This is a genomic window from Mucilaginibacter jinjuensis (genome assembly GCF_028596025.1).
GTDB lineage: Bacteria > Bacteroidota > Bacteroidia > Sphingobacteriales > Sphingobacteriaceae > Mucilaginibacter > Mucilaginibacter jinjuensis.
The window spans coordinates 5,659,860-5,685,820 of the sequence record NZ_CP117167.1; the positions used below are offsets into that span (position 1 = coordinate 5,659,860).

Consider the following 25,961-nt stretch of genomic DNA (forward strand, 5'->3'; position numbering starts at 1 on the left):
AGAGCCATAACCATGATCAATACAATAGAAGATGAAAATAGTATTGCAACATGATCTCGAAAACTTAAAGCAGTGCCTATTAGACACTGCCGGTATTCACTCGGTTACCCCGGCAATTTTCAGGGACCTTTCTTTCCTGATCTATAAATCGACCAAAAAACAGGTGAGCGACTCTACACTGAAGCGCATCTTTGGTTTTGCCGCTTATACCTTCCAGCCGTCACTGTACACCTTAAATGTACTGGCCGAGTTTTGCGGTTTTGCAAGCTGGGGCGAGTTTTGTGCAAAGAACAAACAAACTGCCTTAGCATCAGGCAGAACTAACGAACTGCCAACCGAAAGCGATGTACTGTACAAAGCCTCCGAAATTTCACACCATACCCTACAGGCATTAAAAAACAAATCGGGCATACCTTTTTCATTAACCATCCCCCGGGATTTTCTGGATGAGCACCTCGAGATATTTTCGCATACCGAGTACCCGGTTACTATACTTACCGCCCCTGCAGGCTACGGTAAAACCATTGGTCTTTGCCATTGGGTAGAAGAACAACTTAACTTTAACAGGAAGGAAAACAATGGTAATATTATACTTTTTTTAAGTGGCAAGGTTTTAAACCGTATTAGTAACCAGGAAGATCTGCACCATTGGCTGCTTGCCTTGCTGGGCATACCGATGGGCAATATCATGCTGGCCGATAACTTTCAGCAGCAGATAAAGGAGCACAAGTTTTATCTCATTATTGATAGTTTTGATAATACTTCCTTTAACGAGGAGCAACTGGATACGCTGTTCAGCATGCTTACTGATGTGATCTCTATTTACCAGGGTAACCCCAATTTTAAGATCATTTTAACCATGCGCTCACCCTCGTGGCTTAACTTTAAACGCGGGCTGCAGCTGCAAAACAAACTCGACGATTGCTTTGTGGGCTTTATGAGCGATCAGAATGAGGAAAGTAATGTAAGCCTGTTTACCGGGCACGAAATACAGCTCATCAGCAATAAAATAAAACCTGGCGTTAAACTATCGCCAACACTCGACTCTGAAATTGTATCGCTTTTTGGCTACCCGTTATTTTTTCAATACTACTATCAAAAGCACCCTAAAAACTTTGCTTTAAATGAGCTGGATGTATTTAGTACTTATGAGGTGATCTATAATTTCATCCTCGATAAAATATATACCGGCCGTTACTGCACAGAAAAGGTTTTACTGATCCATCTGTTGATAGAACAGGGCCGTTTTAAAAAAGGCAATTTCTGTGTTGATAAAATAAAGGTTTATGAGGAGCTGAAAAATTACAATGCCGCTTACCAGGATATGATTAGCATTGGCATTATCCGCGAAATAAATTTTAGTGACGAAAGCGGTTATACCGAATGCATTGAATTTGTGCACGAACGTATATTAACCTATTGCATAGCAGCCAAGCTGATTTATGATAATGAGGATGCATTTGACGAGAAACTGATCGACAGGATCAGCCTTACCTTCGAAAGCAAAATCAGGCTGCGGATATTAAAGTGGTGTATTTTTATTGCTCTCAAAAACAAGCAATACAGCATATTTGATGCACTGCCACGCATAGAACTGGTGGCATCAGAAAAAGCAAGGCTTATTAAATTTTTGAGCAAGGTTATTGAACAGGGTTTCTTTAACACCAATACAGATGAAGCCGATGAAACGCCATTTGATATTACCCGCCCTGGCTTGTTTAATTACTTTCTGGGTATCGAATTTATATCACCCGAATATAGCGAAGCGCTGCAAAGCCTGCTCAAATTAAACCTGCAGGATAGCAGCAAAATATGGATCCACACCAGTGTGGCCATTAACCATGTGATTTCATTAAACGCCGAAGGCTTAGAAAGCAGCATTGCTTCACTAAAAAGGTTCCCGGCCGAAGCGTTCTCCACCTTCCATATTAACCCGCTTAATTGTATTGAAACCCTGTATTTCTATTTAAAATACAACGTGGTTAAAAAAGAAGCCCTGGCCGAGATCACCCATTTTTGCTTTAACCCGCCAACCAACCGCAAGCAACTCAATCAGCTGGGCTCCAACTATGTATTAAACCTGTTGGCATTGCATACACTTTCGGTTGCAGGTAGCCCGCAAAAGGTGTTGCGCTTTATCAGGGTGCTGCATAACATCCATCACCAGAACGATCATTTTGTGCCCGAATACCATTTCTTCCTGCTCATTAACAAAGCCCATATCTACGTTGATCTGGGTAAAATTGCCGAAGCATCGAGCATTTACGAGCTCCTGATGATGGATTATCGCGACGATGAAAACAAGTTTACCCCTTATATGCGTGCCTGCCTTGATAACCTGGCCGCCCATCTCATCAGGTTTACGGCTGATCAGCAACATATTTCAAATGTGGTAGAACGAATGGCAAATACCATTGAGCCATCAAACTACAAACTGATGCAGGTAAATACACTGGCTTATTATTTAGTGGCTGATAAAAACGATCAGGGCTCGTCAGCGTACAAAACCTTGTACTTTAAGTTTATAAAAATTATGCGCTCTAACGGGTTTAACCCCAAAAGCTTTGTGCACTATTATGATGAACTAAACCCCCAGGATAATTTTACCAGTACCATTATCCGGCAAACGCTTTGAATTTAAAAGCAAGGCGCTCCATTGAAGTGATGGCAGGTGGTAAAACACCTGCCTTTTTTTGTACCCATCCCAACCTCCCCGAGGGGGATGGCTTTAAGAAAGTTAATGTGCTCTCGCTACCCATAAATATCCTAACAATTGTGGCATCTTAATTTTCGGACAGCACAACATTGGCCACAGCACACCCTTTCAAAGAAAATTGAGCAGCCACGAGTTTATTCACATGTTATTGTTTTTTTTAAGGTGTTCATGAGATCGCTACGCTAAGTTTCTTTTTGGTACTTTTTCTTTTGGGGAAAAAGAAAAAGTACATCCACTGACGATTCATAACTCACCCTACCATTCCTAATGGAAAGCGGATTGTGCGACATTGAAATCAGCGCTCTGTAGGTCGGGGATTGCTTCGTTCCTCGCAATGACGTGCTATATTAAGGAAGGCTTGATTCTTGTATCTTGTTTCTCTAAACTTGCTTCTATTTTCCTAACTTGTCCTTACTCATAGCGCAATCACCAATGAATAAACAGCAAATACTCGATTATTTAAAAGAGCACGATATAAAGCACATCAAATTTGCCTTTGCAGATATTGACGGCGTACTGCGCGGAAAGGTAATTCACACCCAAAAGTTTACCGATGGGCTGGACATTGGTTATGGTTTTTGCGATGTGGTTTTTGGCTGGGACAGTACCGATGCCTGCTACGATAACGTGAACGTTACTGGCTGGCACACAGGCTACCCTGATAAGCCTTGCCGCATCGATTTATCAACATTCCGTACTATCCCATGGCAAAATAATATTCCCTTTTTTCTGGGCGATTTTAGTGGTGAGGGAAATGAAACCGTGCCTTGTCCGCGTACTTTATTAAAAAGCATAACCAAAGAATGTGAAGACATGGGCTACCACCCGGAGTTTGCACAAGAGTTTGAATGGTTCAACTTTAAAGAGACACCACAATCGCTCGAACAGAAATCCTTCAACAATCTGGAGCCGCTTACGCCGGGTATGTTTGGCTATTCCATCATCCGCCCATCACAGCAAAGCGATTTTTATTTTGATCTGGTTAACCTGTTAGAGCAATTCGGCATTCCGCTCGAAGGCTTGCATACCGAAACCGGCCCGGGTGTGTATGAAGCAGCAATTATTCACGACCATGTTTTGGCCGCCGCCGATAAAGCCGCATTGTTTAAAAACGCAGTGAAAGAAATTGCATCCAAACACGGCATCACCGCCACTTTTATGGCCAAATGGAACGAGAACCTGCCGGGTTGCAGCGGCCACGTGCACCAGAGTTTGTGGAGCAAGGATAAAAGCACTAACTTTTTTTACGAAGAAACCGCCGAGCACAAAATGAGCGACCTGATGAAGCATTACCTGGCCGGTCAGCTTTATTGTTTGCCACATATTGTGCCTATGTATGCTCCTACTATTAATAGCTACAAACGTTTGGTTGAGGGTGCCTGGGCGCCAACCACCATTACCTGGGGCGTTGAGAACCGTACCACTGCTTTCCGCGTTTTAAACCCCTCGCCTAAATATACCAGGCTTGAAACCCGTATCCCGGGGTCTGATACTAACCCTTATCTAGCATTGTCTGCCGCATTGGCTTCGGGTCTATATGGCATCAAACATAAACTACCACTAACTATCCCGCCGGTTGTAGGCAATGGTTATACCGAGAAAGGCAACGGCAGCATTGCAGGTAATTTATTGGATGCGGCTACAACTATGGCAAATTCGAGTGTTGCAAAAGAATTATTTGGTGATACCTTTACAGAACATTTTTGCCGTACCCGGATATGGGAATGGCGCCAGTTTGCTAAACATGTAAGCGACTGGGAACTAAAAAGATATTTTGAAATTATTTAATCCCCAAGGGATTAAACACCAATTATGGAACACGAATTAAGCACGCTTATCATCAGAAAAGCATGGGAAGGGTATGATGCGTCGCGCACAATACGTAGTATTGAAGATATTAGCGCCAACGTATCAACCAACCAGGTTTTCCGCATTACGTTTGAGGATGATGATATTATTATAGCCAAACTATCGAGCTTTGGCCATTATGATTATTTTAAAGAAGACCACCGCATTATACAAAGCCTGTCTAACAACCTGCTTTATCCTTTCGAAAATTTTCTGGCCCGGTCGCTCCTGAAAAACAACCGGGTTTATATGTATCGCTACCGCCACGGTAAAACAGATGCATGGGTTGTTTTTTATAATCCTACCCGTATTATGGAGCGCATGCCGCGTAGGTTGGAAGAAAGCCATATCCGCAAGCTGGCACAACAGGCAGCAAAATTTCACAAGGCTTGTTCGCGGGCCAGTAAAATTTTGCCTAAATCATCCAAAACCATGCGGAAGGATATTAACTCGCTGCTGGAACAAATCCAAAAAGACGAAAGCGCCTTTGGTACCCGCAGCCAGGTTGATATGCTGAAATATCATTGCGATTTGTATCTGAAAGGCCGTGCCAAATACGCTGCCAACACTTTCGAAACCATTCCGGTTTTTATCGATTGGAACATTGGTAATTTCTCGGTAACCAATAAGCAGGAATTTTACTCGCGCTGGGATTACGACTGGTTTAGGATGAGTAACCGCATTATGGATTTCTACTTCTTTAGCCGTGTAGCATCAGACGTGGGCGACCGTACCGTTTTCAGCTATTACATCACCACATTGACAGAAGACCGCTTTATCCTCTTCTTGCAGGAATACCATAAGCTAAATCCGCTTACTGCTAACGAGGTTTATTTTATGAAAGAAGCCTATCGTTTCTTTATCCTCAATTATGTGATTAAGGACGGCAAACACTTTTTTCATGAACAGTACGCCAAAAAATTGCAGCAGGAAGCCTACGATATTTATCTGCCATCGGTAGATCGTGACTTTGATGCCAAGATAATTTTAGATGCTTTAAAGATTAAATATTAACAACCTATTTGCAGCTCCCAACCCCTTAGTAAGATGATCCAGACAGAAGACTTTAAAACCATAATAGACCAGTACAAGGTTATATTTTTTGATGCCTTCGGGGTTATTAAAAACTACAAGGGTTTGGTGCCGGGTATGGACGAGACCTTTGCCTATCTTAAAGCCACCCAGAAAGAATATTACATTGTTACTAACGATGCTTCACGCAGTCCGCTACAACTGGCAGCATCATTCAAAAAACTGGGTTTGAAAATGATTACGCCCGAGCGGATCATCTCATCGGGCATGCTGGCCAAAGAATATCTCGACCTGAAAGTTAATGATGGCATTGTAGCTTACCTCGGCACGGCAAATTCGGCACATTATATTGATAATTCAGGGCTGCACACCCTACCTGTTAGTGCCATCGACGAAAGCAACATCGACCAGGTAAACGCCCTTGTATTTTTGGACGATGAGGGCTTCGATTGGTTCCGGGATCTCAATAAAACAGTAAACATCCTCCGCCGTCGCAATATCCCAACCATTGTGGCCAATACAGATTATGCCTACCCGCTTAATATGCACGATGTTAACATTGCTATCGGCGGTATTGCCAGTATGATCCATCAGATTGTAGGCAAACGCTTCATCAACTTCGGCAAACCCGATTCGCTGATGTTTACCTTCGCTTACGACCAGGTGCGCAAAACCAATCCCGAAATAACAAAAAAAGAAATCCTGATGATTGGCGATACCCTGCAAACTGATATCCTTGGCGGCAACAAATTCGGATTAGATACTATGTTGGTATTAAGCGGCAACACCCTCGCTACCGACGCCGAAACACGTATTACATCAACAGGTATTGTGCCTACTTATATTTGTGAGAAAGCAGTGATAGGTTAAGTTAGGGAATCAAGAATCGAGACAAACAGGCCGTTTCCGCAACATGCCATTCCGAGCGATAGCATGGACAACCGACCTAAGCTATCCCATTCGATCTGCCAGCGACGAGATTGCTTCGTACCTCGCAATGACAATTTTTTATTATTCCTTTTCCCATCGGCAAACAGCTTCGGCCAAAAGCGGGCAGAACAATGGTGGCCTTGCGCGTCGGGAAGAGGCATTGGAGATTTTGCAGAAGCGAGGCTTGTGCGAACGTAGTGGGGCAAAAGATCCCGGCCTGTGTTGTTCTGAACGCTGTGCGGTATGGCCATGTGCGTAAAGAAGCCTTTTGCCAATGAGCCTTTTGATTACTTTTTGGCTAAAAAGTAATAGCCCAACCCGCGGCGATTGAGCGGGACTGACATTAATAGGAGTATAACCGACTCATAATTGTTTCTGCTATATGAAAGCTATTACGAATCGGTCGGGGATTGCTTCGTCGTACCTCCTCGCAATGACGTGCAGGATCATTCGCCTCCGTTATTGTCTCTTGTTTCTACCTATTCCCTATATTTGATACTATAACCATCATACCATGACAAACCATACCCCTGAATTCAACAGAAGAAAATTCATCAGCACAACAGCACTTGGCTCGGCAATACTGCTAACAACACCTTTAATAACGTCAGCATCAAATTTACTAACGACAGAACCCGTTACGGTAGGCCAGATCATGGACCTATTTATTAAGGAAGTACCCGGCGCACCATTCCCGGGCACCGTTGATACTTTGAAAAGTGGCAGTCGCGATATCGTAGTCACCGGTATAGTTACCACGATGTTTGCTACGATTGATGTGATCCGCAAAGCGATAGCATTGGGTGCCAACTTCATTATCGCCCACGAGCCTACCTTTTATAATCACCAGGATGCAACCAAATGGCTGGAGAACGACGACGTTTACAACTACAAAGCCGACCTGTTAAAACAGCACAATATTACCGTATGGCGCAACCACGATGATATTCACAGCCTGAAGGTTGATGGCGTATTTAAAGCCTTAGCCGAGCAATTGGGCTGGCAAAAATTTGGCGAACCGGGTGGCCGTGTATATAATTTGGAACCAGCTGTTACCTTAAAAGCATTGATAGCATACGTTAAATCCAAGCTTAATATACCGCAGGTCCGCTATGTTGGGGATGTTAATCAATCTTGTAAAAAAGTGCTGCTATTTGCAGGTGCGGCCGGGGGTACACGGCAAATTGAGGCGCTCATAAAATACCAGCCCGATGTGATGGTATGCGGCGAAATATCTGAATGGGAAACTGCGGAATATGTACGCGATGCACGCGCCAAAGGCAAGCAACTTTCGCTTGTAGTAATGGGTCACATTGCAAGCGAAGAGCCGGGTTCTGAGTTTATGGCACAATGGCTTAGGGATAAATTTCCGGGTGTTAAAACAACACATATACCTTCGGGCAATTCTTTATCTTTTATGTAAATATCCAGCTAATTTGATACTATTCAGCACTTTAAATCTTACTTAAACAAGTAATTGACTTTTACCTTCCGAAAAGCCACCTTTGATATTAGTTAAATAGCCCTAATTCTATTAATTTACAAGAAAGTAGCTCGATGGTACCTGCAATAGCTTTGTCTCAACCGTGCTTTTTAAATACAACAAATTTATTGATCGTTATTTAATTATTAAGCTGAAGGTTTTATGAGATATGCACTCCTGATTATTAACCATGTTTCACCCAAACAAACCCAGCGATTAATTGAACGCCTAAATAACGACTATTTCGACTTTTACATACAGCTTGATAAAAAGACTGACGCTAAGCCCTACGAGAAATTAAAAGATATCCGCAACGTATTTTTTATCAATAAAAGAGTTAATGTACATCCGGGCGGTTACAGTGCGCTTAAAGCCACTATGACAGGCCTCTCCCAAATCATTAAATCTGAAATTAAATACCATTCCATCAGCCTTGTTAACGGTAGCGACTACCCTACCAAACGGGCTGATGAAATTTGCGATTTCCTGAACATCAATAAAGGCAAGCAACTGATTGCCTTTGATGAAGACTGGAGCACCTCGATCCCAGAAAAAATTAATAAGTATTACCTGGCCGATTATAATTTTAACGGTAAGCAATTTTTCGAGAAATTATTTAACAAGTTTTTGGGTAAGCCGGAGATTCCCAAAATGCTGAAATTTGCAGGCAAATCAGCTTACTGGACCATTACGCCTAATTGCGCAACCTACATTTTAGCCTATATTGAACGGCTTGAACTGGATAGTTTCTTAAAATACACCCTGGGGAGCGATGAATTTATATTCCAATCCATTATCATGAATTCGCCTTACCACGAAGAGGTTATTAATAATAATTACCGTTACCGGGATCAGACGGAGGATGGTAAGGGAGTTAAAACACTGACAGCTAAAGATTTCAACAAGATCATTTTTGCTGACAGTATTTTTGCCGGCAAATTTGACATTGAGGTAGATGCCGAGATTCTGGACATGATTGACAAAGCCAACCAGATCAAGATTTCATACCGGAGCCAGCAAAAATAACACTGCTTTTAAAACATCTTCTGAACAGGCAACGAGAAATAAAATATAGAGCCCGAGTTTTCGACGCTTTCAAACCATATTTTACCTCCATACCCATCCAGTATCTGTTTAGATGTGTATAACCCCAGCCCAAAAGATTGTTCGCCTGCCGTGCCTGTACGTTTGGCTTCTGTAAACATAGTAAACAGCTTGTTTTTAAACTTTTGTGGTATGCCTATCCCGGTATCCTTAACACTTATTTCTACCGTATCCTGCTTACGCTGCATATCAACATAAATTTCAGAATGGCTTTTGCTGAATTTGATGGCATTTACCAGCAGGTTATTAATTACTCTCCAAAGTTTCACGTGGTTAATTTTCACATAAACCTCACCGGGCGTGCTCAGATAAATGGTTTGATCCTTTTCACGGGCCCTGTACTTCATAATTGATACACTGCTGAAGAGTAATTCTTCAACGTTAATTATTTCCTGCTCTGCATCAGTTACATCTGGGCTATTGCCTATTTCCAGTAAGCTGTTAATATTTTCAACCAGGTCTACACTTGTTAATCTTATCAGGTCAATCATCTCACTTTCATCCTCGGGCCTGCCATATTCTAATAATAATATTTCGGCCATGCTGCTAATAGCAGTTAAGGGGTTTTTCAGATCATGTTCTAAAGCATTTAATACCTGGCCAAAGTCGCGGCTTTTTTGTTCTATGGCATGCGCAGCAAGCCTAAGCTGAATTTTAACCTGTTCCATGTTATCCATCATAGTCCAGGCACGGTTGCGTGTTCTTATAAAAAACACAATAACCACCATGCACATAAAACAAAACACAATGGCATTTATCAGGTAGGTAGTTTTAAGACGGTTTTCTTTCTCCAGGCTCTCCAGCTTGTATTTCTGATCTAACAATTTAAATTCCTTATTAAGGTCGAGTTTATTTAAATCATGCATCCTAAGGTCATCTTCCTCTTTTACCTGCACATACGTTTCCAGTTGCCGGGTAGCCAGTTTAAAATCACCCGTGGCCTTTAAATAGTCCGATTTTAACTTTAAATACCTGAGCAGGGCAACGGTATCCGTCTTAACATCTGGCTCCAATTCATTTAAAATTATTTTAGTACTATCTGTCTTATGCGTTTCGAGATACAAGCCACCCAGGCCAATTTTCGCATAAATGGCATCTCCGTTTTCATAACCTTTTCTCGAGTTTATCCTGATACTTTCCTTATAATCCCGGGCAGCATTATCGTACATATTTTCTTGCCTGTACGCTTTTGCACGGTTACCTAAAACAACCCCTTTCGCCCCTTCTACATATCCATTCTTTTCTATGTGATGTGCTGCGTTTTTTTCAATAAAAGCTAAAGCTTTATTATAATATACAATGGCACTATCGGGCTGGTTATTACCCATAAAGCTTAAGCCAACATTATCCAGGTTGCCCTGCATTGTTGCAAAATAATCTATGCCATTTCCACAATCCGGCAGGCTTTCTACAGTGCGTTTGTAAAGCTTTATAGCTTCTTTATAATGTTGCTGCCGGTAATTTACGTCGGCCAAACTATTGTTAACCAAGGCCAGAAGGTAACGGTGTTTACAAGTACTTAGGTCGGCAGATATAACGGTCTTAGCCTTATAAAACACCTGCGAAGCCTCATCGTAACTGTTTATACGCAGCAAAATGCCGCCTTTTGTAATATTTGCCCTTGTAAACAATATGCTATACTCGGGGTCATGGGTATAGTTTCTTATCACCCAGATAGCACTATCTGCATAAACCACAGCCTGGTGAAACTTTCTGTCGTGTTTACTGCAAAGGGCTAAAAAATTATATTTTTCCCATAAATCACCAACTCCGGGTTGTTTAAATTGGGTGTAAACCGAATCGATAGCATAAAGCCTTTCTTCAGTATGGTTTACGCCCACATTGGTTAGTTTGGCAATAAGCTCGGTGGCCTCAGGGTGGGTTATTATTTTTTGTTCAGTATCTTTCTTACAACCTGCCAATAAATTAGCGAGCAGCAATAGCAGCACAGGGCGTAAGAAATACTTAGACATATACGGTTTAGCGCAATTTTTATTAGTAATTTGAGTCTATATTTTGTGACGCAGACACAATTACTAATTTTACGAAAAATTTAAACACTGTTGCTTAATTACTTAAAATAGATTTCGTTGTTACTTATTTAAGTAATACGCAACTTCTGTTTAATTAATCATATTTGTAATCTAATGATTAAAATACCTTGCCACAAAAAACTTTAATTTAACCTGAAAAGCTTTTACAGCCGCTGTAAATCCTCTGTATTTTCCTAATAATTTTTTAGCCGGGCATCGTATTATAATTTAATGTTTAACACAAGCGAATGAAGGAGATTGGTTTAATAGAAGATGATAACATTTTAAGGAATGCTTACGCTAAGTACTTTAAAATCACTCAAACCTTTAAAGTTGTTTTTTCAGTTCCTGATATTGCCGATGCGTTAAGCCCCGGCACTTTACACCCTGATATTATTTTACTGGATGTTAACCTGCGCTCTGGTTCGGGCATCGATGGCATTAAAGTACTATCGTCACGTTTCCCTAATAGCAAAATTGTTATCCTTTCCAGCATGGAAGATGCACGTTTAACCCGGCTGGCTATTGAGAACGGCGCTACTGGCTACATGCTAAAATCGAGCAGCCTGGCTTATATTACTGAATCATTGTTGAAGTTGGATGAAGGCGGAATCCCGTTTTCGCCGGCTACTATTAGCCATGTAGTGCAGACTACCCAGCGCGAATCGCGAACCGAAATAAGCGAGCTTACCAAAAGAGAATTAGAACTGGTTAAACTGTTAAGCGAGGGCCTGGCCAATAAAACTGCGGCCGACCGTTTAAACGTCACCTACTTTACCATCAACCAGCATCTGAAGAATATTTATAAGAAACTGGGAATCAACTCCAAATCCGAGCTGATTTCCTGGTATCTGAATAAGTAAACGTGCTTATTTTTTAAGCTTATTGCTCGATTGATAAGTAAGGCGATATCCGGCAGACTCATCCGTTTGCTCGCGGCCTGTTTTGATATTTAGCTTTAGCGGCTTTTGTGTTAATTGATCTTTATCCAGCTTAAACTTCAGGCCCAGGGTATCTGTCATACCTTCCTGCATAAATGTCCAGGTGGCTTTGATACTATCGCCTGCAATTATGCCATCAAGCTTGCCTTTTCGGCTATCTTTCTGGTAGGGCAGCCAGTTCATTTGCCCGCTTACTTCATTGCCTTTTATTACCAGCTCGATGCTTGTACTATCCTGGTTGCTTTTGCCATCGGTACGCAAAAAACATAATGAACTTGCTGCCTGTACATTATTGGTTTGCACGGTCGACTGGGTTTTAATCACCGTATCGCTTACCACTACACTATCCGTTTTAGATTGTTTATCCTGGTTAGATGAGCACGAAACAATGGCCAGCGAGGCAGCGCAACATAGAATAATAGCTTTCATACCCTAAAAGACGTTTGAAGATGCGAAAGGTTTTATCCATCAATCATCCGCAACATCAACCAGTTTGCCTTCTGCAAAGCGGTTAATCATCATAGCGGCAACAGTATCGCCGGTGGCATTTAACAAAGTAGCGATAGGATCAATCAGGGTGCCGATAATAATGGCCGGAGGAAGCGCCTCTGGCGGGAAACCATAAGCAGAGATAAAAAGCAGTTCGCCTACATAACCACCGTTAGGTATACCGCCTTCAACAATGCTTACCAGTATGGTCATCCCCAGGGCTATAAGGATCACTCCGGGGCTATCGAAACCTTTACCGAACATGGCAAACACAACAGCCATTTTAAGGATGGATGACACGCTCGAACCATCTTTATGCAACGTACCGCCCAATGGTATGGTTATACCGGCAATAACATCTGTTATACCCATCTTTTTGGCCGCATCCAGGTTGGCAGGTATGGTGGCTATGCTGCTGCATGTACCAATAGCTGTGGCCGATGGGATAATGTTGTTTTCCCAATATCTTTTAATGCCCTTTACACCGCCTGCAATAAAGGCATAAACACTATAAATTATCGCGTAAATAAAAATACTAACTCCATAACCTACCCCTAAAGTATGGGCATAGGTACCAAACAATGAAGGCCCGAACACAGCCACCTGGTAAGCGAAATAAGCCCCTAAACCAATTGGTGCAGGCTTCATAATAATAACGAACACATTCTTAAAAACCTCGTTACCCGAGTTTAAGGCTTTGGCAAAAACCAGCCCCTTTTCGCCGGCGCGTAAAGTGCCGAAACCAACCAGTATAGCAAAAATGATGAGGGCCAGCATATTTTTACGCGAGAGGAGCTGGAAAAATTCGCTGGTGGTAAACAGCTGGGTTATGTCATCGCCTGAAAGCTTTTTGCCGACCACCTGCGATGCCGCATCTGTAGCTGATACTATTGTTTGATGTACCGGGAACATCCACATGGCTATAATGGTTATAATGGCCGCTACAATTACAGTACCTACAAATACGGCCGTCATAATGCCCATAATACGGCTTAGCTTTTGCGCCCCATGCAAATTGGCTATTGCCGATGATATGGCGAAGAAAACCAACGGAATTACGGCAACAAACAACAGGTTTAAAAATATATCGCCAATGGGTTTAATTACTTCAGCACTTTTACCCAGTACTATCCCGGCTATGCTGCCAACAACAATACCGGTTATGAGCCATATCATCCCCGTATAATTTTTAATCCAATGTGCCATTTGTACCTGTTATATGGTTATGAAACCAGTATATGCGTAAAAAGATAAAGATATAATGTAAAAATTTATTGTTTGCCGGTATTTATAGGTAATCTTCATTTTATGATCATAACCTAACATTATATTTGCATGCTCATTCATCTTTTATAGATTAAGCTAGCACATCTTAACCCCTCAAAAGAGTACAGGATAAATTATTTCACCCAAATGGCAGAGGGCGGTATACGCATCAATAAGGCTGAACAGGCAAGGCCGAAGGTCACCATTATTACGGTAACTTACAACGTAGCCTTGTTTTTTGAGGATTTTCTTAAAAACGTACTCCCTTATCGCTCGCCCGATGTAGAACTGATTATACTGGATGGCAACAGTACAGATGGCACCCGCGACATCTTACAGCAATATAACAACCAGATTGATTATTGGCGAAGCGAACCCGACCAAGGTATTTACGATGCCATGAACCATGCCACCCAATATGCCCGCGGCCAATGGCTTTACTTTATAGGCGCCGACGATAGATTGTTGCCCGGCTTCAATAAAGCGCTTACCTATCTCACAAAATCAAACACTGTTTATTACGGCAAGGTGATTTTTAGGGGCGAGGTTTTTGATAAGCAGTTTAAGCGGTACGATTTTGCCAAGATCAACATTTGCCATCAAAGTATATTTTACCCCGCATCGGTATTTACGCATTACCAATATAATACTGCGTACAAGGTTTTTGCCGATCATTATTTAAACATGTGTTGTTTTACCGATAAACGCTACCTGTGGCAGTTTATAGATGAACTGATGGCCGTGTTTGATCCGCGGGGATACTCTTCAACTACGAAAGACCTTGCCTTTGAACAAGATTATCACCATAATTTGCGCAGGCAACTGGGCTGGTGGATATATTTGCGATACCGTTTCAGGAGGATGAAACACCGGGGCAAAAAACGCGTGCAATAATGTTAAAAGTACTCTTCGATTACCAGCACTTTACCGAGCAACAACACGGTGGTATAACACGCTATTTTGCTAACCTGATTAACGACATAGAGAACCGTGCTGATGTTGATTACCAGGTTGCTGCATTGTATACACGCAATTATTACCTCAATCATCTAAAATTTCCTTTAAATAACCCTGCGGGCGATTTCCTTTTTGAACGCAAACTTAAACGCCGGATAAAATGGAACCGCCGTTACAGCCAATACCTGTTACAAGCCGGGCATTACGATGTTTTTCATCCAACATACTACCACCCCTACTTTTTAAAGTATAACAAAAAGCCTTTTGTAATTACGGTTCATGACATGATCCATGAAAAGTTTGCTGCCGACTTTAATACCCGGCACGATGCACCCATCGCTGCTTATAAACGCGAGGTTGTGGCTAAAGCCGATAAAATTATCGCCATCTCCCACTCCACCAAACGCGACCTGATCGAGCTTTTAAATGTACCCGAAGAAAAGATAGAATTGATTTACCACGGCATAGCACCTGCTAATTCATCAATCAATATCCCACAGCAATTAAGCTTACCCGAAGAATTTATACTATATGTAGGCAACCGCAACTCGTATAAAAACTTCGATCGCTTTGCACGGGCAATGGTAAGCGTAATGCAGCAACATAAAAACTTATTCCTGATCTGTGCCGGAGGAAGCCGTTTTAACGATAATGAGTTGAAGTATTTAACTGAGCTTAACATTATCCAACGTTGCATCAGGCTTGATGTTAATGACGATGAACTGGCTGAACTATACCAACGTGCCAGGGCGTTTATTTACCCATCACTGTACGAGGGTTTTGGTTTGCCTATCCTTGAAGCATTTCAGAATGGCTGCCCGGTAGTTTGCAGCAACACCAGTAGTTTCCCCGAAGTTGGCGGCGATGCGGCATTGTATTTCGATCCAACTCACACAAATGAAATGAGCAAAGCTATACTTCAGATTCTGGCCGATGATAGTTTACGGACGCGATTGATTGAAGCAGGAAAGAAACGAGTTTTGCAATTTTCCTTGCAAGACAGCATGGATCAAACTGTGAATTTGTACAAGGCATTGGCTTAGAAGGTAACTTCTTATATTTTTCTAATAAAGAATTTGTCATTTTGAACCCTTGAGGCGTAGGGAATAGCGGCCTGCAAGGGTGAGAAATCTTATACGATATGCACTGCTGTCTAAGCAATGCGCAGAAGATTTCTCCTCACTCCGGCGCACAATCCCCATCATACGTTCGTTCGAAATGACAAATTTTTAAGATTCTCTAAATCTCGTAACCGAAGCTCTTAAAAACAGGCCGCCAGTAATCGGCATACCGGTCCCAGTCGTGGCAACCGAATGGTAGTTGCTGGCCATTGAGATAGTAAGCGTGCTGAGGGTAAGTTTCAAAAGCAAACTTTAATCCGGTTTTCCAACCGGGGATGTTTAAGAACTTTTTCTTCCTGTTTACTTCGATACTCCAAAAAGCATCTTCATTATACTGATGAGCCGTTTCGGCAAGGTAAGCTTCAATCTGTGGCTGCATCGCTATACACACTTCGTAAAACTTCTTTACCCTGCGCAGCGATAAGCCGCCATTACCCACTTTGTTTTCGAACTGGTATTTATTGGGCACACCGTCTTTCTTTAAATTAAAGCTTGTAGACAGCTCTTGCTGAATTTTTAAAATAAGCGATTTAACCGGATTCTTTACTTCCGACTTTCTGATCCAGGGTGCACCAATATAATCCCAGTCCTGGCTGCACCAATGGCCAAGCTCATCGCGAAAAACGAATGCATCCGCCTGGTAGATCAGGAGATATTCGTAATCAGAGAATCTTTCGTAAAATTCAGCCGAAAGCATTAAGCGGTTATAACCTGCAATGCTTTTAAAATAATCGTCGTTAAAGCTGATGGTATCGGCAAAGGTTATAATGCCAGCCGTGTCAGGCAGTGTTAGGCTTACCGGTTTTACTGCAATTTTAGGATAAGCCGATAATATACGTTCGCACTGTTGCAAAGCCACTTGCTCGTAAGCCGGTATGGTATCACGATAAAATGGAATAACAACGGCAACCTGCTTCAACATATTATTTAGCCTCTTTTATAAAGCGTCACAAGTTCGAAATTATCCCGGACACCCGGCAAAAGTATAAAGTTTTAATCAGGTTAAGAAGTATGAGCTGATTAGCTGCATACCGCACAAAAAAGCCCCGAAGGTTTTAGTCTTCGGGGCTATAATAAAATGACGACAAGCTTAGCTTATGCCAAATAACCGGCATTCTTAATATCATCAATAAGCCCGGTACCTTTTGGCTCCCAGCCTAGTGCTGCTTTTGTTTTTGCACTCGAGGCAGCACAGTCCATCGCAGCAAAGTGCGCAAACCAGGTAAAGTGTGCAGCGGCGGCATCGCCGGTTTTGCTAACCACGGGGATATTTAAGCCCTCACCAATAGCGGTTGCAATTTCTTTGAAGGCAACACCCTCTTCGGCAACGGCATGTAAAATTTTAAGCTCTGGTTGTTTCTCAACAATTAAGCGGTAAAGCGCAGCCGCATCAAAACGCTGAACCGCCGGCCATTTGTTATTGCCCTCGCCCAGGTAGGCCGATTCATTTTTTTCGCGGTCCATATCAATAATCATTGGCACAAAACCGTGGTCGCCGGCACCATGTACGCTTGGCGGGAGGCGCACCGCATAAGCATTTACACCTTTAGCTGCCGTTGCAAAAGCAGCTTCTTCTGATGCCGCTCTTGGTATTGCGTCAGAACCCGGCACTGTATCATCTTCGGTACCCAGGCGACCTAAATTGTTAAGCAAGCCAATTCCGGAAGTAACGACCAACGGCTTGCCTGTACCAGCTAATGCATCACCGAGTGCTTCGATCACTTTACGATCGTCCTCACAGTTATCTTTAAATCTCGAAAAATCGTGATTAAAAGCTGTATGGATAACGGCATCACAGGCCGCAGCCCCTTTTTGGATAAATGGCAGATCATTTACATCGCCACGATATATTTCAGCACCTGTGGCTGCCAATTGCTCTTCGCCCTTGTCAGACCGCACCAGGCCAAGTACTTCGTGGCCATTATCTAATAATTCTTTTACTACTGCGGAACCTACAAATCCAGAGGCCCCTGTTACAAATACTCGCATAGGATAGTAATTTTATTTACTACAAAATTGCGGGTATGCGGTTTAGAAAAAGAGGTCATTTGACGCTATTTTCAAATACGCTGCAGCTGATCGTGACGAACCCGATTGAGCGTTTTTAATGAAACGCCCAGATAAGAGGCAATCATCCGAAGCGGCAAGCGATTTAACAGATTGGGAAACTTCTGTACAAAGTCCTCATATTTTTCTTCTGGCGTGGCACCCAGGGCACTAAGGATACGGTCCCTGCTGTGGTGAATATTTCTGGAGATCAATTGTTCGGCGTATAATCTTAACTCCGGCACTTCAATCCGCAATTTTTCAAAATCGGCTTTATGCCAGTACAGTATTTCACTGGGTTCAACCGCACCAATGTTAACCTTTGATGGGATCTGCATGTCATAACTTTCTACATCCAGCACCCAGCTATGTTCGGGTGAGAATTGCAGAATGTGTTCATTACCATCGGCAGTGATATTAAAGATGCGCAGCATCCCACTCATTACAAAAACTTTGTGCCTGCATACATCTCCTGTACTCATCAAAAACTCATTGCGTCGCAAAGTACGGCTCATGGCAAGGCTGCTGATGCGGCACACCGATTCATCAGGCAACCCATACGTTCTGAGGTATGTTTCAAATTCACTATGCATAACCTAAATTACCAAACATTTCCGACAGCGAAAAAAAGTCTTGTCAGCATCTGGTCATGTTCAATTTGTTTTTATTGTAGATTTAGATTATAAATATTAGATCTTATGTCTGATTTTGCATTTGTTTCACCTTTCCTTATCGTCGCCAACCTGCGCGAATCGGTGTCATTTTATATAGATAAGCTAAAGTTCAAGATTCTGTATATAGGCCCTGAAGAGGAACCATATTTTGCCATGATTGGCCGCGGCCCGATATCGCTTATGCTCAAATCAAGTGGCGAACCACTGCCCAACCATACCAGGTATAACTGGGCGCGCTGGGATGCTTTTATTTCTGTTTCCGATCCGGATGCTTTGTATGAGGAGTACCGTGCTGCCGGCGTTGTTTTCAGCCAAACCCTTCAGGATGATACCGATGGTTTGCGGGGATTTGAGCTTAGTGATACAGATGGTTATATTTTGTTTTTTGGCAGGCCAAAGAGTTGATAAACACTAAAATGCTTCTCCGATTCTAAAATAAATACCGTAATCACCCTTCCCCACGGCACCATCAAGCCCCACGTTAAATTTAGAGCTTTTAAAGGCATTATACCGGTACCCAACCCCAACGCCGGGGTAAAGCTTCCAGTTAAAGCTTGGCGTATCAGAACCATAAATGGTAGCCAAACCGGCAAAGCCCACCAATCCCATCTTTTTGCCAAAGTTAAAACGGTATTCGCCCTGTATATCCATTAAACCATCGCCCCGGTACTTACCTTCTGAGTAGCCCCTTATATCATTATTACCCAGCGTAACCTGTTGCTCAAATGATATATTTCCCAACCCAAATTTGCCAAGCAGGCGGGCGGCAAAAACATCGTGGTTGGCACGGGCGGGGAAATATTTATCATATTCTAACGAAACTTTATTCGCCTCAACCGCATTACCGAACCAAGTGGGATAGGTTGTCCAGCCTACGTTTATTTTGTCGCCTTTAGTTGGATAATACACCGTATTCCGGGTATCATATAATAAATTTAATACCAAGCCATTGGTGTGCGATGTACTGGCCGGCGCTATACTATCCTGGTAAACTGTATTGTAATGTGCATAGGTATAAGATAAGCCACCATAAAGAGCCTTTATAATTTTGCGCTGCACACCTACACTAATTACAGTGGTTTTGGTACCGTAATTATAAAAGTCGGGCACATCAATATCATCAACAAAAAACTGTGAGTTTTTATTGCCGGTTAGTGCAAATAACTTTAAACGCCACCTGTCTTCGGCGAAATACCATTTATTAAAAAGGGAAACAAAATAAGAATTATTGGTGGTATAAATCCCCGTCATGCCCGACAATGATTTAGGGGAAACAGTATCCTTACCATTAAGCTTATACATCATCATGGGGATAGCCCCAACCATCGCCTTCAGGTTTCTGTTGTAGCTCAGATAAGGCATCACCCGTAACTCTACCTTTTTTTCTTCTTTCTTTGGGTTCGGTAAGCTATCTGTGCGAGTTTGGCAAAATACACAGGTATAGCAAAAAGTAAAGCACAGCAACCACAGCATTTGTTTCATATTTAAATTTACTGCCGCCTGCTTAGAAAGAGGCTGTTGTGCTACCCTAAGTGGGTGCATATTTTTATTTGAACCTAAATTGTAGTGAAGCTAATGGTGTGCTGAAACAAATAAATGCAATAATTCTGACGAGCGTACTTGCAAAATAAATTATACATCCTATATTTGCAGTCCCAAAACATTTGGGAACGTTGCAGAGTAAAGCAGAGCATCCCCGTCGATTAATCGGGACTGATTTGAAAAGCAATTCAAATATATAAGGAGGGAGCTTAGCTCAGCTGGTTCAGAGCATTCCGATTTAAATCGGAAGTGATCACCGGGAACGCGAAGTGTAATCCACCAATGGGAGCTTAGCTCAGCTGGTTCAGAGCATCTGCCTTACAAGCAGAGGGTCACTGGTTCGAACCCAGTAGTTCCCACTTTTGAGAAAGCTTTTCAGAGAAATCTGAGAGGCTTTTTACTTATAACTCAATTGGTTCAGGGCATCCCGATTTTACATCGGGAGTGGTCACTGGTTCGAACCCAGTAGTTTCCACGAAAGCCTAACAGAAATGTTAGGCTTTTTTGGTTTAAGATATTTAACTCAGTTGGTTCAGAACATCCCGATTTTACATCGGAAGCGATCAAAGCCCGATAAGCAGCGTAAAAAATGTTTTCATGATTGGTTTAGCGCGAGATCAATTTAGCCAAATATTCTGTTAAATATTTAACCAATCATGATTGAGTAAACAGCATCTCAATAATTACGAATGGGCGTTGTTAAAAGCCATACTACCAGTATCTTTCATGCCACCCACTACAGTGGTTGATATATAAAAGTGACCTCCATAGTGGCCTGCTTCATGATATCTTGAGCTCGCACCCCCATTAATTTCGCGGTTTGCAGATATAATGATCACCTCTGGTTTTTGCCAAAGTCTTTTTTGTTGAGCTTCCATGCTGGGTTCCTGAGGTTTGTGCAGAGCATAAAGATAACATTAACCTGTAGATTCTTGGACGTTTACTCACTCTGTTTAGGAGTATATAAATATCACTCCTGAAACAAGTAGCCACTATAAGCCAAACCCTTAGCCACACTTTTAAAGTTATCGCCCGAATTTAGTTTAACATTCGGGAATTTAGTTTGAAATAATGTTTGGATACTGCCAACCATTGATGTACCCCCTGTTAAAAAAAGACTGTCGATATTTTCAGCTTTTATATTATTCTGCATCATAAACTCATTCAGGTAATTTTCAATCCGCTCTACATCTTTGGCTATAATCTGCTCATAAACCGGCAGAGTAATTTCCTCTTCGATCTCAATATCCATATTATGATAACTAAATGTGGCGCTATCAGCGCTGGTAAGGGTAACCTTCGTTTTCTCGATAGATTGAAATACAGAATAACCCAGATTGTTATCAATAAGGGTGATCAGATTTTTAAATTTGCGGTCGTTACCCGAGTAATAATAGTAATCCTCAATATCCTTTTTAATGCGCGGTCCGTTAAAAAAGTTCATTTGCTCCCATGAGCAGATGTTGGCAAAAAGCGATTTAGGTACAATTAGCACTTTGCCGGGCGTGGCCTCGTATTGTGTGTGCTTGCCGAAATATGGTGTGCCCTTCTCCCACATAAAGGCAGAATCAAAACTATCGCCGCCGATGTAAATACCACCTGTAGCCATCATGTCGTTCTTCCGGTCTTTGCTCCCTGTTTTCTGCGGATCGAGGATTAAATAAGTAAAATCTGTGGTACCGCCACCCAAATCGGCTACTAATACATTTTCTTTTTGTGCCAGTGTTTTTTCATAGGCAAAAGCAGCCCCAATAGGTTCAAATTGGAAGCGTACCTGGTTAAAGCCTGCAAGTTCGGCTGCTTTACTCAGGCGGGTTTGTGCTAAGGTGTCTTTTTGTACGTCATCGTCATCAAAAAAAACAGGGCGCCCAATTACTGCTTTCCGGCAATCTTCACCAATTAATTGGTCGGCTCTTTCTTTAAGCTCTTTTAGAATAATAGCCACCAGGTCGGCAGCATTATAGCGTTTATTGTGGATCCGCGTTTCTGTAAAACTGCTTCTTGATAAAACTTGCTTAACCGATTTAATGAAACGCCCTTTCATATCATCGTTAAGGTATGCCGAAATTGCTTCTTCGCCTACTACATAATTTTTATCGCTTGCTGGATCTGGTTGGCGGTAAAAATAGATAAGCGAAGGGATAATGATGGTCTCCTGGATCTCTTTGGTTTCCTCATTATAAATAGCGAGCGCAGAGTTGGTTGTTCCAAAATCAATTCCGTATAGAAAACTCATATCAGCAGAAAATAAGATAAAAAAAATTAAAGGGCGGCGAATGTATTAAAAAAATTAAAGAGAAGTGAAATTCAAGATACTTTATCAAACCCTATAAAATAAGTAAAGCTCCTGATGGGCAGGAGCTTTTACTAACCAATTATAAACCTAAAATTATGAGAAGACGTTTTTAATACTTAGTGTAAAAGTAACACTAAGTTTATTAACTCCAAAATTTATTTAATAAAAACTGAATTATTTCAGAAATATGAGACTTGGCAGACAATTCATTACTACGGAAACGTTTGCGTAAATTATCCCTCCGCTAAGCTTGCTAAACCATTGCCCCCGCATTACATTTACTGTTTACAAAGTATAAACCAAGTATTTATCCGGCTATATTTTGATGGATGCCGGTATTGACGTAATGCCTTTTATGAAATCTTTTTTAGATCAAAACTTTCTGCTTGAGAATAAAACTGCCGAACATTTGTACCATACTTATGCTGCGGCAATGCCCATTATAGATTACCACTGCCATCTGGATCCGGCACAGCTTGCAGCCGATATACAGTTTAGCAACTTAACCGATGTATGGCTGCGTGGCGATCATTATAAATGGCGTGCTATGCGTACCAATGGCGTTGCCGAAGAATTTGTTACCGGCAAGCGTACTGACTGGGAGAAATTTGAAAAATGGGCTGCAACAGTACCTTATACGCTGCGTAACCCTTTATATCATTGGACCCACCTTGAACTGCAAAGATACTTTGATATTCACGACCTGCTTTCGCCCGAAACGGCTAAAAGCATATACGAGCGTTGTAATGAAAAGCTGGCAACTCCCGAATACAGCGTGCGCAACCTGGTTAGCAAAATGAATGTGAGGGTGATTTGTACAACTGATGATCCTATTGATAATTTAGAACACCATCAACAGATAGCAAGTAGCGGCTGGGGCACTAAAGTATTCCCGGCCTTCAGGCCGGATAAAGCTATGAATGCCGATGATTTAACAGCGCTGAATAATTATATCAATCAGCTGGAAGCTGTTAGCGACATCGCAATTTTTGATTATAACGATTACCTGAAAGCATTAAAAAAACGCCACGATTATTTTGCAGCCAATGGATGTTGTGTATCTGATCATGGGCTTGAACAGATTTATGCTGAGGACTATACACAGGATGAGATCCGCATAATTTTTGATAAGATCCGTACAGGCAAAGTATTAATGCCGGGCGAAATCCTGAAGTTTAAATCGGCCATGCTGTACGAGTTTGCGATGTGGGACCATGAGAAAGGATGGGTTCAGCAATATCACCTCGGCGCTTTACGCAATAACAATGTACGTGCCTACCAGTTAAGCGGACCAGATACCGGTTACGATTCTATCGGCGATTTTAAACAGGCACAATCTATCGCCAAATTTATGAACCGATTAGACAGCACAGATCAGCTGGCCAAAACTATCCTCTATAATTTAAACCCATCTGATAACGAATTAATGGCCACCATGATTGGCAATTATAATGATGGATCAGTTGCCGGAAAAATACAGTTTGGTTCGGCATGGTGGTTTTTAGACCAAAAGGATGGTATGACCCGTCAACTGAACGCGCTATCATCAATGGGTTTACTAAGCCGTTTGGTTGGCATGCTTACCGATTCGCGCAGCTTTTTATCGTACCCACGCCACGAGTATTTCAGACGTTTACTATGTAACCTGTTAGGTACTGATGTAGAAAATGGTGAACTGCCCGATAATCCCGAATGGATAGGCAAGATCATCAAAGACATCTGCTACTTTAATGCAGAGTCGTACTTTAAATTTTAATAAACAAAAACGCTCCCAATAAAAAGGTCTGCTATTATTTTATAGCAGACCTTTTGTTTTATAACAAATCTCTTTTATAAAGATACCCCGCGTTTCCAGGGGATAAAATCATCCTGACCGTGTTTTACAGCGCTTACCTCAATATCGCCGCTGGCAACTTTAATTACATAATCCAAGATGCGTTCGCCAGCCTGCTCAATGGTTTCCTCGCCCTCTATAATGGTGCCGGTATTAATGTCGATGATATCGCTCATGCGTTTGTAAAGTGTGGTATTACTGGCAATTTTAACCACTGGCGCAATCGGGTTACCTGTTGGCGTACCGAGGCCGGTAGTAAACAAAACAATGTTAGCCCCGGAGCCTACTTCGGCCGTTGTTGACTCTACATCGTTGCCCGGTGTACACAATAAATTAAGCCCCGGTTTGGTTACTTTTTCGGGATAATCCAACACATCCACAACCGGCGAAGTGCCGCCTTTTTTTGCCGCCCCTGCCGATTTGATAGCATCGGTGATCAAGCCATCTTTAATATTACCCGGCGAAGGGTTCATGTCGAAGCCCGAACCTGCTTCCTCAGCGCGCTGACTGTATGTGCGGATCAGATTGGTAAAACGTTCTGCCTTATCCGTATCTACACAGCGGTCAACAATGTTCTGCTCTACACCACAAAGTTCCGGGAATTCGGACAGGATCACTGAACCGCCCAAACTCACCAGCAAATCTGACGTATAACCAATGGCCGGATTTGCTGAGATGCCAGAGAAGCCATCAGAACCACCACATTCCAATCCAATAGTCAGTTTACTCAATGGCGCAGGTTTACGTGTGTTTTGGTTAGCCAGCATTAAACCGGCCAAGGTTTGCCGAATGGCCTTATCCAATAAATCAGTCTCTGTTCCGGTTTTTTGTTGATCAAGCACGTAAATCGGCTTGTTAAAATCGGGAGAGCGTTTTTTAATTTCTTCTTCCAAAATGCTTACCTGCGCGTTCTGGCAACCCAGGCTAAGAACAGTTGCCCCCGCAACATTGGGGTGGGTTATGTAGCCGGCCAGCAATCCGCAAAGGGTAATAGAATCCTGGCGAATACCCCCGCATCCTCCACTGTGATTCAAAAATTTTATACCATCTACATTCGGAAATAACCTGCTGCTCCCCACCACCTCAATGTCGGGCTCAATCTCAGTGTATAATACTTCATCAACGCTTACGCCCGATTTAATTTTGTTAATCAGGTTTTGCGCCTTTAATTCATACGATTTTTTTCGGCCATAGCCCAAAGGCTTAATCAATGCTTCCTGCAAAACCTCTACATTACGGTTCTCGCAAAATACCATCGGCACAATAAGCCAGTAATTGGCCGTGCCAACGCTGCCGTCTTCGCGATGAAACCCGTTGAAAGTGCGGTTAGCAAATTTGTTGTTATCTGGCTTGTGCCAGCTGTATTGATGTTGTTCTGTTAAAAAACTATTGGCCGCATGTTTTACATTGGCAGTACTCAACAAACCACCTGCTGCAATGTCAGATTGTGCCTTGCCAACCAGCACGCCATACATGGTAATGCTCGCCCCTGCAGGGATAGCATTAATGGCGAATTTATGTTTGGCGGGTATAAACTCCGCAGGCTTATAGGTGTTGTCTTCGTAACTTACTTCTTCCCCGGCTTTCAAATCTGTCAGGGCAACCAGTACGTTATCTGCCGGATGCACCTTTAATATCCATTGTCTCAT

The 25,961-nt window shown here is 42.3% G+C and carries 21 protein-coding genes and 1 tRNA gene; 12 read left to right on the forward strand and 10 right to left on the reverse strand.

Translation table 11 applies throughout. The annotated features are described in order from the left end of the window. Nucleotides 1-31 precede the first annotated feature (31 nt). From PQO05_RS24475 to PQO05_RS24500, 6 genes are all read left to right on the forward strand, one after another. Nucleotides 32-2,635: a hypothetical protein gene (locus PQO05_RS24475; protein WP_273630091.1), complete on the forward strand. Its 2,604-nt coding sequence runs from the start codon at nucleotides 32-34 to the stop codon at nucleotides 2,633-2,635. 513 nt (nucleotides 2,636-3,148) lie between these two features. Next, complete coding sequence (locus PQO05_RS24480) at nucleotides 3,149-4,504, forward strand: glutamine synthetase family protein (protein WP_273630092.1); 1,356 nt, start codon at nucleotides 3,149-3,151, stop codon at nucleotides 4,502-4,504. Between the two features lie 24 nt (nucleotides 4,505-4,528). After that, nucleotides 4,529-5,578: a hypothetical protein gene (locus PQO05_RS24485; RefSeq protein WP_273630093.1), complete on the forward strand. Its 1,050-nt coding sequence runs from the start codon at nucleotides 4,529-4,531 to the stop codon at nucleotides 5,576-5,578. A 33-nt stretch (nucleotides 5,579-5,611) separates the two neighbouring features. Then, nucleotides 5,612-6,466, forward strand: a complete 855-nt coding sequence (locus PQO05_RS24490) for a TIGR01459 family HAD-type hydrolase (protein WP_273630094.1) — start codon at nucleotides 5,612-5,614, stop codon at nucleotides 6,464-6,466. A gap of 574 nt (nucleotides 6,467-7,040) precedes the next feature. Next, the gene (locus PQO05_RS24495) at nucleotides 7,041-7,949 is read left to right on the forward strand and encodes a Nif3-like dinuclear metal center hexameric protein (RefSeq protein WP_273630095.1); all 909 of its coding nucleotides are present in this window, start codon (nucleotides 7,041-7,043) and stop codon (nucleotides 7,947-7,949) included. A gap of 222 nt (nucleotides 7,950-8,171) precedes the next feature. After that, a complete protein-coding gene (locus PQO05_RS24500; RefSeq protein WP_273630096.1) occupies nucleotides 8,172-9,035 on the forward strand; it encodes a beta-1,6-N-acetylglucosaminyltransferase in 864 nt (287 codons plus the stop codon). An 8-nt stretch (nucleotides 9,036-9,043) separates the two neighbouring features. Here the strand turns inward: PQO05_RS24500 and PQO05_RS24505 are convergent, their stop codons facing one another. Then, complete coding sequence (locus PQO05_RS24505; RefSeq protein ID WP_273630098.1) at nucleotides 9,044-11,086, reverse strand: tetratricopeptide repeat-containing sensor histidine kinase; 2,043 nt, start codon at nucleotides 11,084-11,086, stop codon at nucleotides 9,044-9,046. A 308-nt stretch (nucleotides 11,087-11,394) separates the two neighbouring features. On the opposite strand from PQO05_RS24505, the gene PQO05_RS24510 reads away from it, so the two are divergent. After that, nucleotides 11,395-12,009, forward strand: coding sequence for a LuxR C-terminal-related transcriptional regulator (locus PQO05_RS24510; protein WP_273630099.1), 615 nt, complete (start codon nucleotides 11,395-11,397; stop codon nucleotides 12,007-12,009). Between the two features lie 6 nt (nucleotides 12,010-12,015). Here PQO05_RS24510 and PQO05_RS24515 read toward each other — a convergent pair whose 3' ends face one another. Together PQO05_RS24515 and PQO05_RS24520 are read right to left on the reverse strand one after the other, a co-directional pair. After that, nucleotides 12,016-12,516, reverse strand: coding sequence for a hypothetical protein (locus PQO05_RS24515; RefSeq protein WP_273630101.1), 501 nt, complete (start codon nucleotides 12,514-12,516; stop codon nucleotides 12,016-12,018). A gap of 39 nt (nucleotides 12,517-12,555) precedes the next feature. After that, nucleotides 12,556-13,782 carry a dicarboxylate/amino acid:cation symporter gene (locus PQO05_RS24520; RefSeq protein ID WP_273630102.1) on the reverse strand — a complete coding sequence of 409 codons (1,227 nt, stop codon included), beginning with the start codon at nucleotides 13,780-13,782 and terminating at the stop codon, nucleotides 12,556-12,558. A gap of 207 nt (nucleotides 13,783-13,989) precedes the next feature. Here PQO05_RS24520 and PQO05_RS24525 point away from each other — a divergent pair, with 207 nt between their 5' ends. Beyond that, the gene (locus PQO05_RS24525; RefSeq protein ID WP_273630103.1) at nucleotides 13,990-14,736 is read left to right on the forward strand and encodes a glycosyltransferase; all 747 of its coding nucleotides are present in this window, start codon (nucleotides 13,990-13,992) and stop codon (nucleotides 14,734-14,736) included. Next, on the forward strand, nucleotides 14,736-15,842 hold the full coding sequence (locus PQO05_RS24530) for a glycosyltransferase family 4 protein (RefSeq protein WP_273630104.1): 1,107 nt from the start codon (nucleotides 14,736-14,738) through the stop codon (nucleotides 15,840-15,842). The genes PQO05_RS24525 and PQO05_RS24530 overlap by 1 nt, the downstream gene beginning before the upstream one ends. 196 nt (nucleotides 15,843-16,038) lie before the next feature. Here PQO05_RS24530 and PQO05_RS24535 read toward each other — a convergent pair whose 3' ends face one another. The 3 genes from PQO05_RS24535 to PQO05_RS24545 form a co-directional block, all read right to left on the reverse strand. Then, complete coding sequence (locus PQO05_RS24535) at nucleotides 16,039-16,842, reverse strand: DUF5672 family protein (protein WP_273630105.1); 804 nt, start codon at nucleotides 16,840-16,842, stop codon at nucleotides 16,039-16,041. A 173-nt stretch (nucleotides 16,843-17,015) separates the two neighbouring features. After that, nucleotides 17,016-17,909, reverse strand: a complete 894-nt coding sequence (locus PQO05_RS24540) for an SDR family oxidoreductase (protein ID WP_273630106.1) — start codon at nucleotides 17,907-17,909, stop codon at nucleotides 17,016-17,018. 71 nt (nucleotides 17,910-17,980) lie between these two features. Next, nucleotides 17,981-18,559 (reverse strand): Crp/Fnr family transcriptional regulator, encoded by a 579-nt coding sequence (locus tag PQO05_RS24545; protein ID WP_273630107.1) that lies wholly within the window; start codon nucleotides 18,557-18,559, stop codon nucleotides 17,981-17,983. A 105-nt stretch (nucleotides 18,560-18,664) separates the two neighbouring features. Between PQO05_RS24545 and PQO05_RS24550 the strand changes: the two genes are divergently transcribed. Beyond that, entirely contained in the window at nucleotides 18,665-19,045 is a 381-nt protein-coding gene (locus PQO05_RS24550; RefSeq protein WP_273630108.1) for a VOC family protein, read from the forward strand. A 6-nt stretch (nucleotides 19,046-19,051) separates the two neighbouring features. On the opposite strand, the gene PQO05_RS24555 is transcribed toward PQO05_RS24550, so the two are convergent. After that, nucleotides 19,052-20,122, reverse strand: a complete 1,071-nt coding sequence (locus tag PQO05_RS24555) for a BamA/TamA family outer membrane protein (protein WP_273630109.1) — start codon at nucleotides 20,120-20,122, stop codon at nucleotides 19,052-19,054. Nucleotides 20,123-20,466: 344 nt separating this feature from the next. Between PQO05_RS24555 and PQO05_RS24560 the strand changes: the two genes are divergently transcribed. Continuing rightward, a tRNA-Val gene (locus PQO05_RS24560) sits at nucleotides 20,467-20,541 on the forward strand. 324 nt (nucleotides 20,542-20,865) lie between these two features. Here PQO05_RS24560 and PQO05_RS24565 read toward each other — a convergent pair. Together PQO05_RS24565 and PQO05_RS24570 are read right to left on the reverse strand one after the other, a co-directional pair. Beyond that, nucleotides 20,866-21,060 (reverse strand): hypothetical protein, encoded by a 195-nt coding sequence (locus PQO05_RS24565; RefSeq protein WP_273630110.1) that lies wholly within the window; start codon nucleotides 21,058-21,060, stop codon nucleotides 20,866-20,868. A 92-nt stretch (nucleotides 21,061-21,152) separates the two neighbouring features. Beyond that, nucleotides 21,153-22,418 (reverse strand): Hsp70 family protein, encoded by a 1,266-nt coding sequence (locus PQO05_RS24570; protein ID WP_273630112.1) that lies wholly within the window; start codon nucleotides 22,416-22,418, stop codon nucleotides 21,153-21,155. Nucleotides 22,419-22,833: 415 nt separating this feature from the next. Between PQO05_RS24570 and uxaC the strand changes: the two genes are divergently transcribed. Then, nucleotides 22,834-24,234 carry a glucuronate isomerase gene (gene uxaC / locus PQO05_RS24575; RefSeq protein WP_273630113.1) on the forward strand — a complete coding sequence of 467 codons (1,401 nt, stop codon included), beginning with the start codon at nucleotides 22,834-22,836 and terminating at the stop codon, nucleotides 24,232-24,234. A 74-nt stretch (nucleotides 24,235-24,308) separates the two neighbouring features. Here uxaC and PQO05_RS24580 read toward each other — a convergent pair whose 3' ends face one another. Then, the gene (locus PQO05_RS24580; protein ID WP_273630114.1) at nucleotides 24,309-25,961 is read right to left on the reverse strand and encodes a UxaA family hydrolase; all 1,653 of its coding nucleotides are present in this window, start codon (nucleotides 25,959-25,961) and stop codon (nucleotides 24,309-24,311) included.

Bases quoted from the DNA above. Each gene is read 5' to 3' on its own strand.
- PQO05_RS24475 (WP_273630091.1), top strand. From the start codon at position 32: ATGAAAATAGTATTGCAACATGATCTCGAAAACTTAAAGCAGTGCCTA.
- PQO05_RS24480 (WP_273630092.1), top strand. From the start codon at position 3,149: ATGAATAAACAGCAAATACTCGATTATTTAAAAGAGCACGATATAAAG.
- PQO05_RS24485 (WP_273630093.1), top strand. From the start codon at position 4,529: ATGGAACACGAATTAAGCACGCTTATCATCAGAAAAGCATGGGAAGGG.
- PQO05_RS24490 (WP_273630094.1), top strand. From the start codon at position 5,612: ATGATCCAGACAGAAGACTTTAAAACCATAATAGACCAGTACAAGGTT.
- PQO05_RS24495 (WP_273630095.1), top strand. From the start codon at position 7,041: ATGACAAACCATACCCCTGAATTCAACAGAAGAAAATTCATCAGCACA.
- PQO05_RS24500 (WP_273630096.1), top strand. From the start codon at position 8,172: ATGAGATATGCACTCCTGATTATTAACCATGTTTCACCCAAACAAACC.
- PQO05_RS24505 (WP_273630098.1), bottom strand. From the start codon at position 11,086: ATGTCTAAGTATTTCTTACGCCCTGTGCTGCTATTGCTGCTCGCTAAT.
- PQO05_RS24510 (WP_273630099.1), top strand. From the start codon at position 11,395: ATGAAGGAGATTGGTTTAATAGAAGATGATAACATTTTAAGGAATGCT.
- PQO05_RS24515 (WP_273630101.1), bottom strand. From the start codon at position 12,516: ATGAAAGCTATTATTCTATGTTGCGCTGCCTCGCTGGCCATTGTTTCG.
- PQO05_RS24520 (WP_273630102.1), bottom strand. From the start codon at position 13,782: ATGGCACATTGGATTAAAAATTATACGGGGATGATATGGCTCATAACC.
- PQO05_RS24525 (WP_273630103.1), top strand. From the start codon at position 13,990: ATGGCAGAGGGCGGTATACGCATCAATAAGGCTGAACAGGCAAGGCCG.
- PQO05_RS24530 (WP_273630104.1), top strand. From the start codon at position 14,736: ATGTTAAAAGTACTCTTCGATTACCAGCACTTTACCGAGCAACAACAC.
- PQO05_RS24535 (WP_273630105.1), bottom strand. From the start codon at position 16,842: ATGTTGAAGCAGGTTGCCGTTGTTATTCCATTTTATCGTGATACCATA.
- PQO05_RS24540 (WP_273630106.1), bottom strand. From the start codon at position 17,909: ATGCGAGTATTTGTAACAGGGGCCTCTGGATTTGTAGGTTCCGCAGTA.
- PQO05_RS24545 (WP_273630107.1), bottom strand. From the start codon at position 18,559: ATGCATAGTGAATTTGAAACATACCTCAGAACGTATGGGTTGCCTGAT.
- PQO05_RS24550 (WP_273630108.1), top strand. From the start codon at position 18,665: ATGTCTGATTTTGCATTTGTTTCACCTTTCCTTATCGTCGCCAACCTG.
- PQO05_RS24555 (WP_273630109.1), bottom strand. From the start codon at position 20,122: ATGAAACAAATGCTGTGGTTGCTGTGCTTTACTTTTTGCTATACCTGT.
- PQO05_RS24565 (WP_273630110.1), bottom strand. From the start codon at position 21,060: ATGGAAGCTCAACAAAAAAGACTTTGGCAAAAACCAGAGGTGATCATT.
- PQO05_RS24570 (WP_273630112.1), bottom strand. From the start codon at position 22,418: ATGAGTTTTCTATACGGAATTGATTTTGGAACAACCAACTCTGCGCTC.
- uxaC (WP_273630113.1), top strand. From the start codon at position 22,834: ATGAAATCTTTTTTAGATCAAAACTTTCTGCTTGAGAATAAAACTGCC.
- PQO05_RS24580 (WP_273630114.1), bottom strand. From the start codon at position 25,961: ATGAGACAATGGATATTAAAGGTGCATCCGGCAGATAACGTACTGGTT.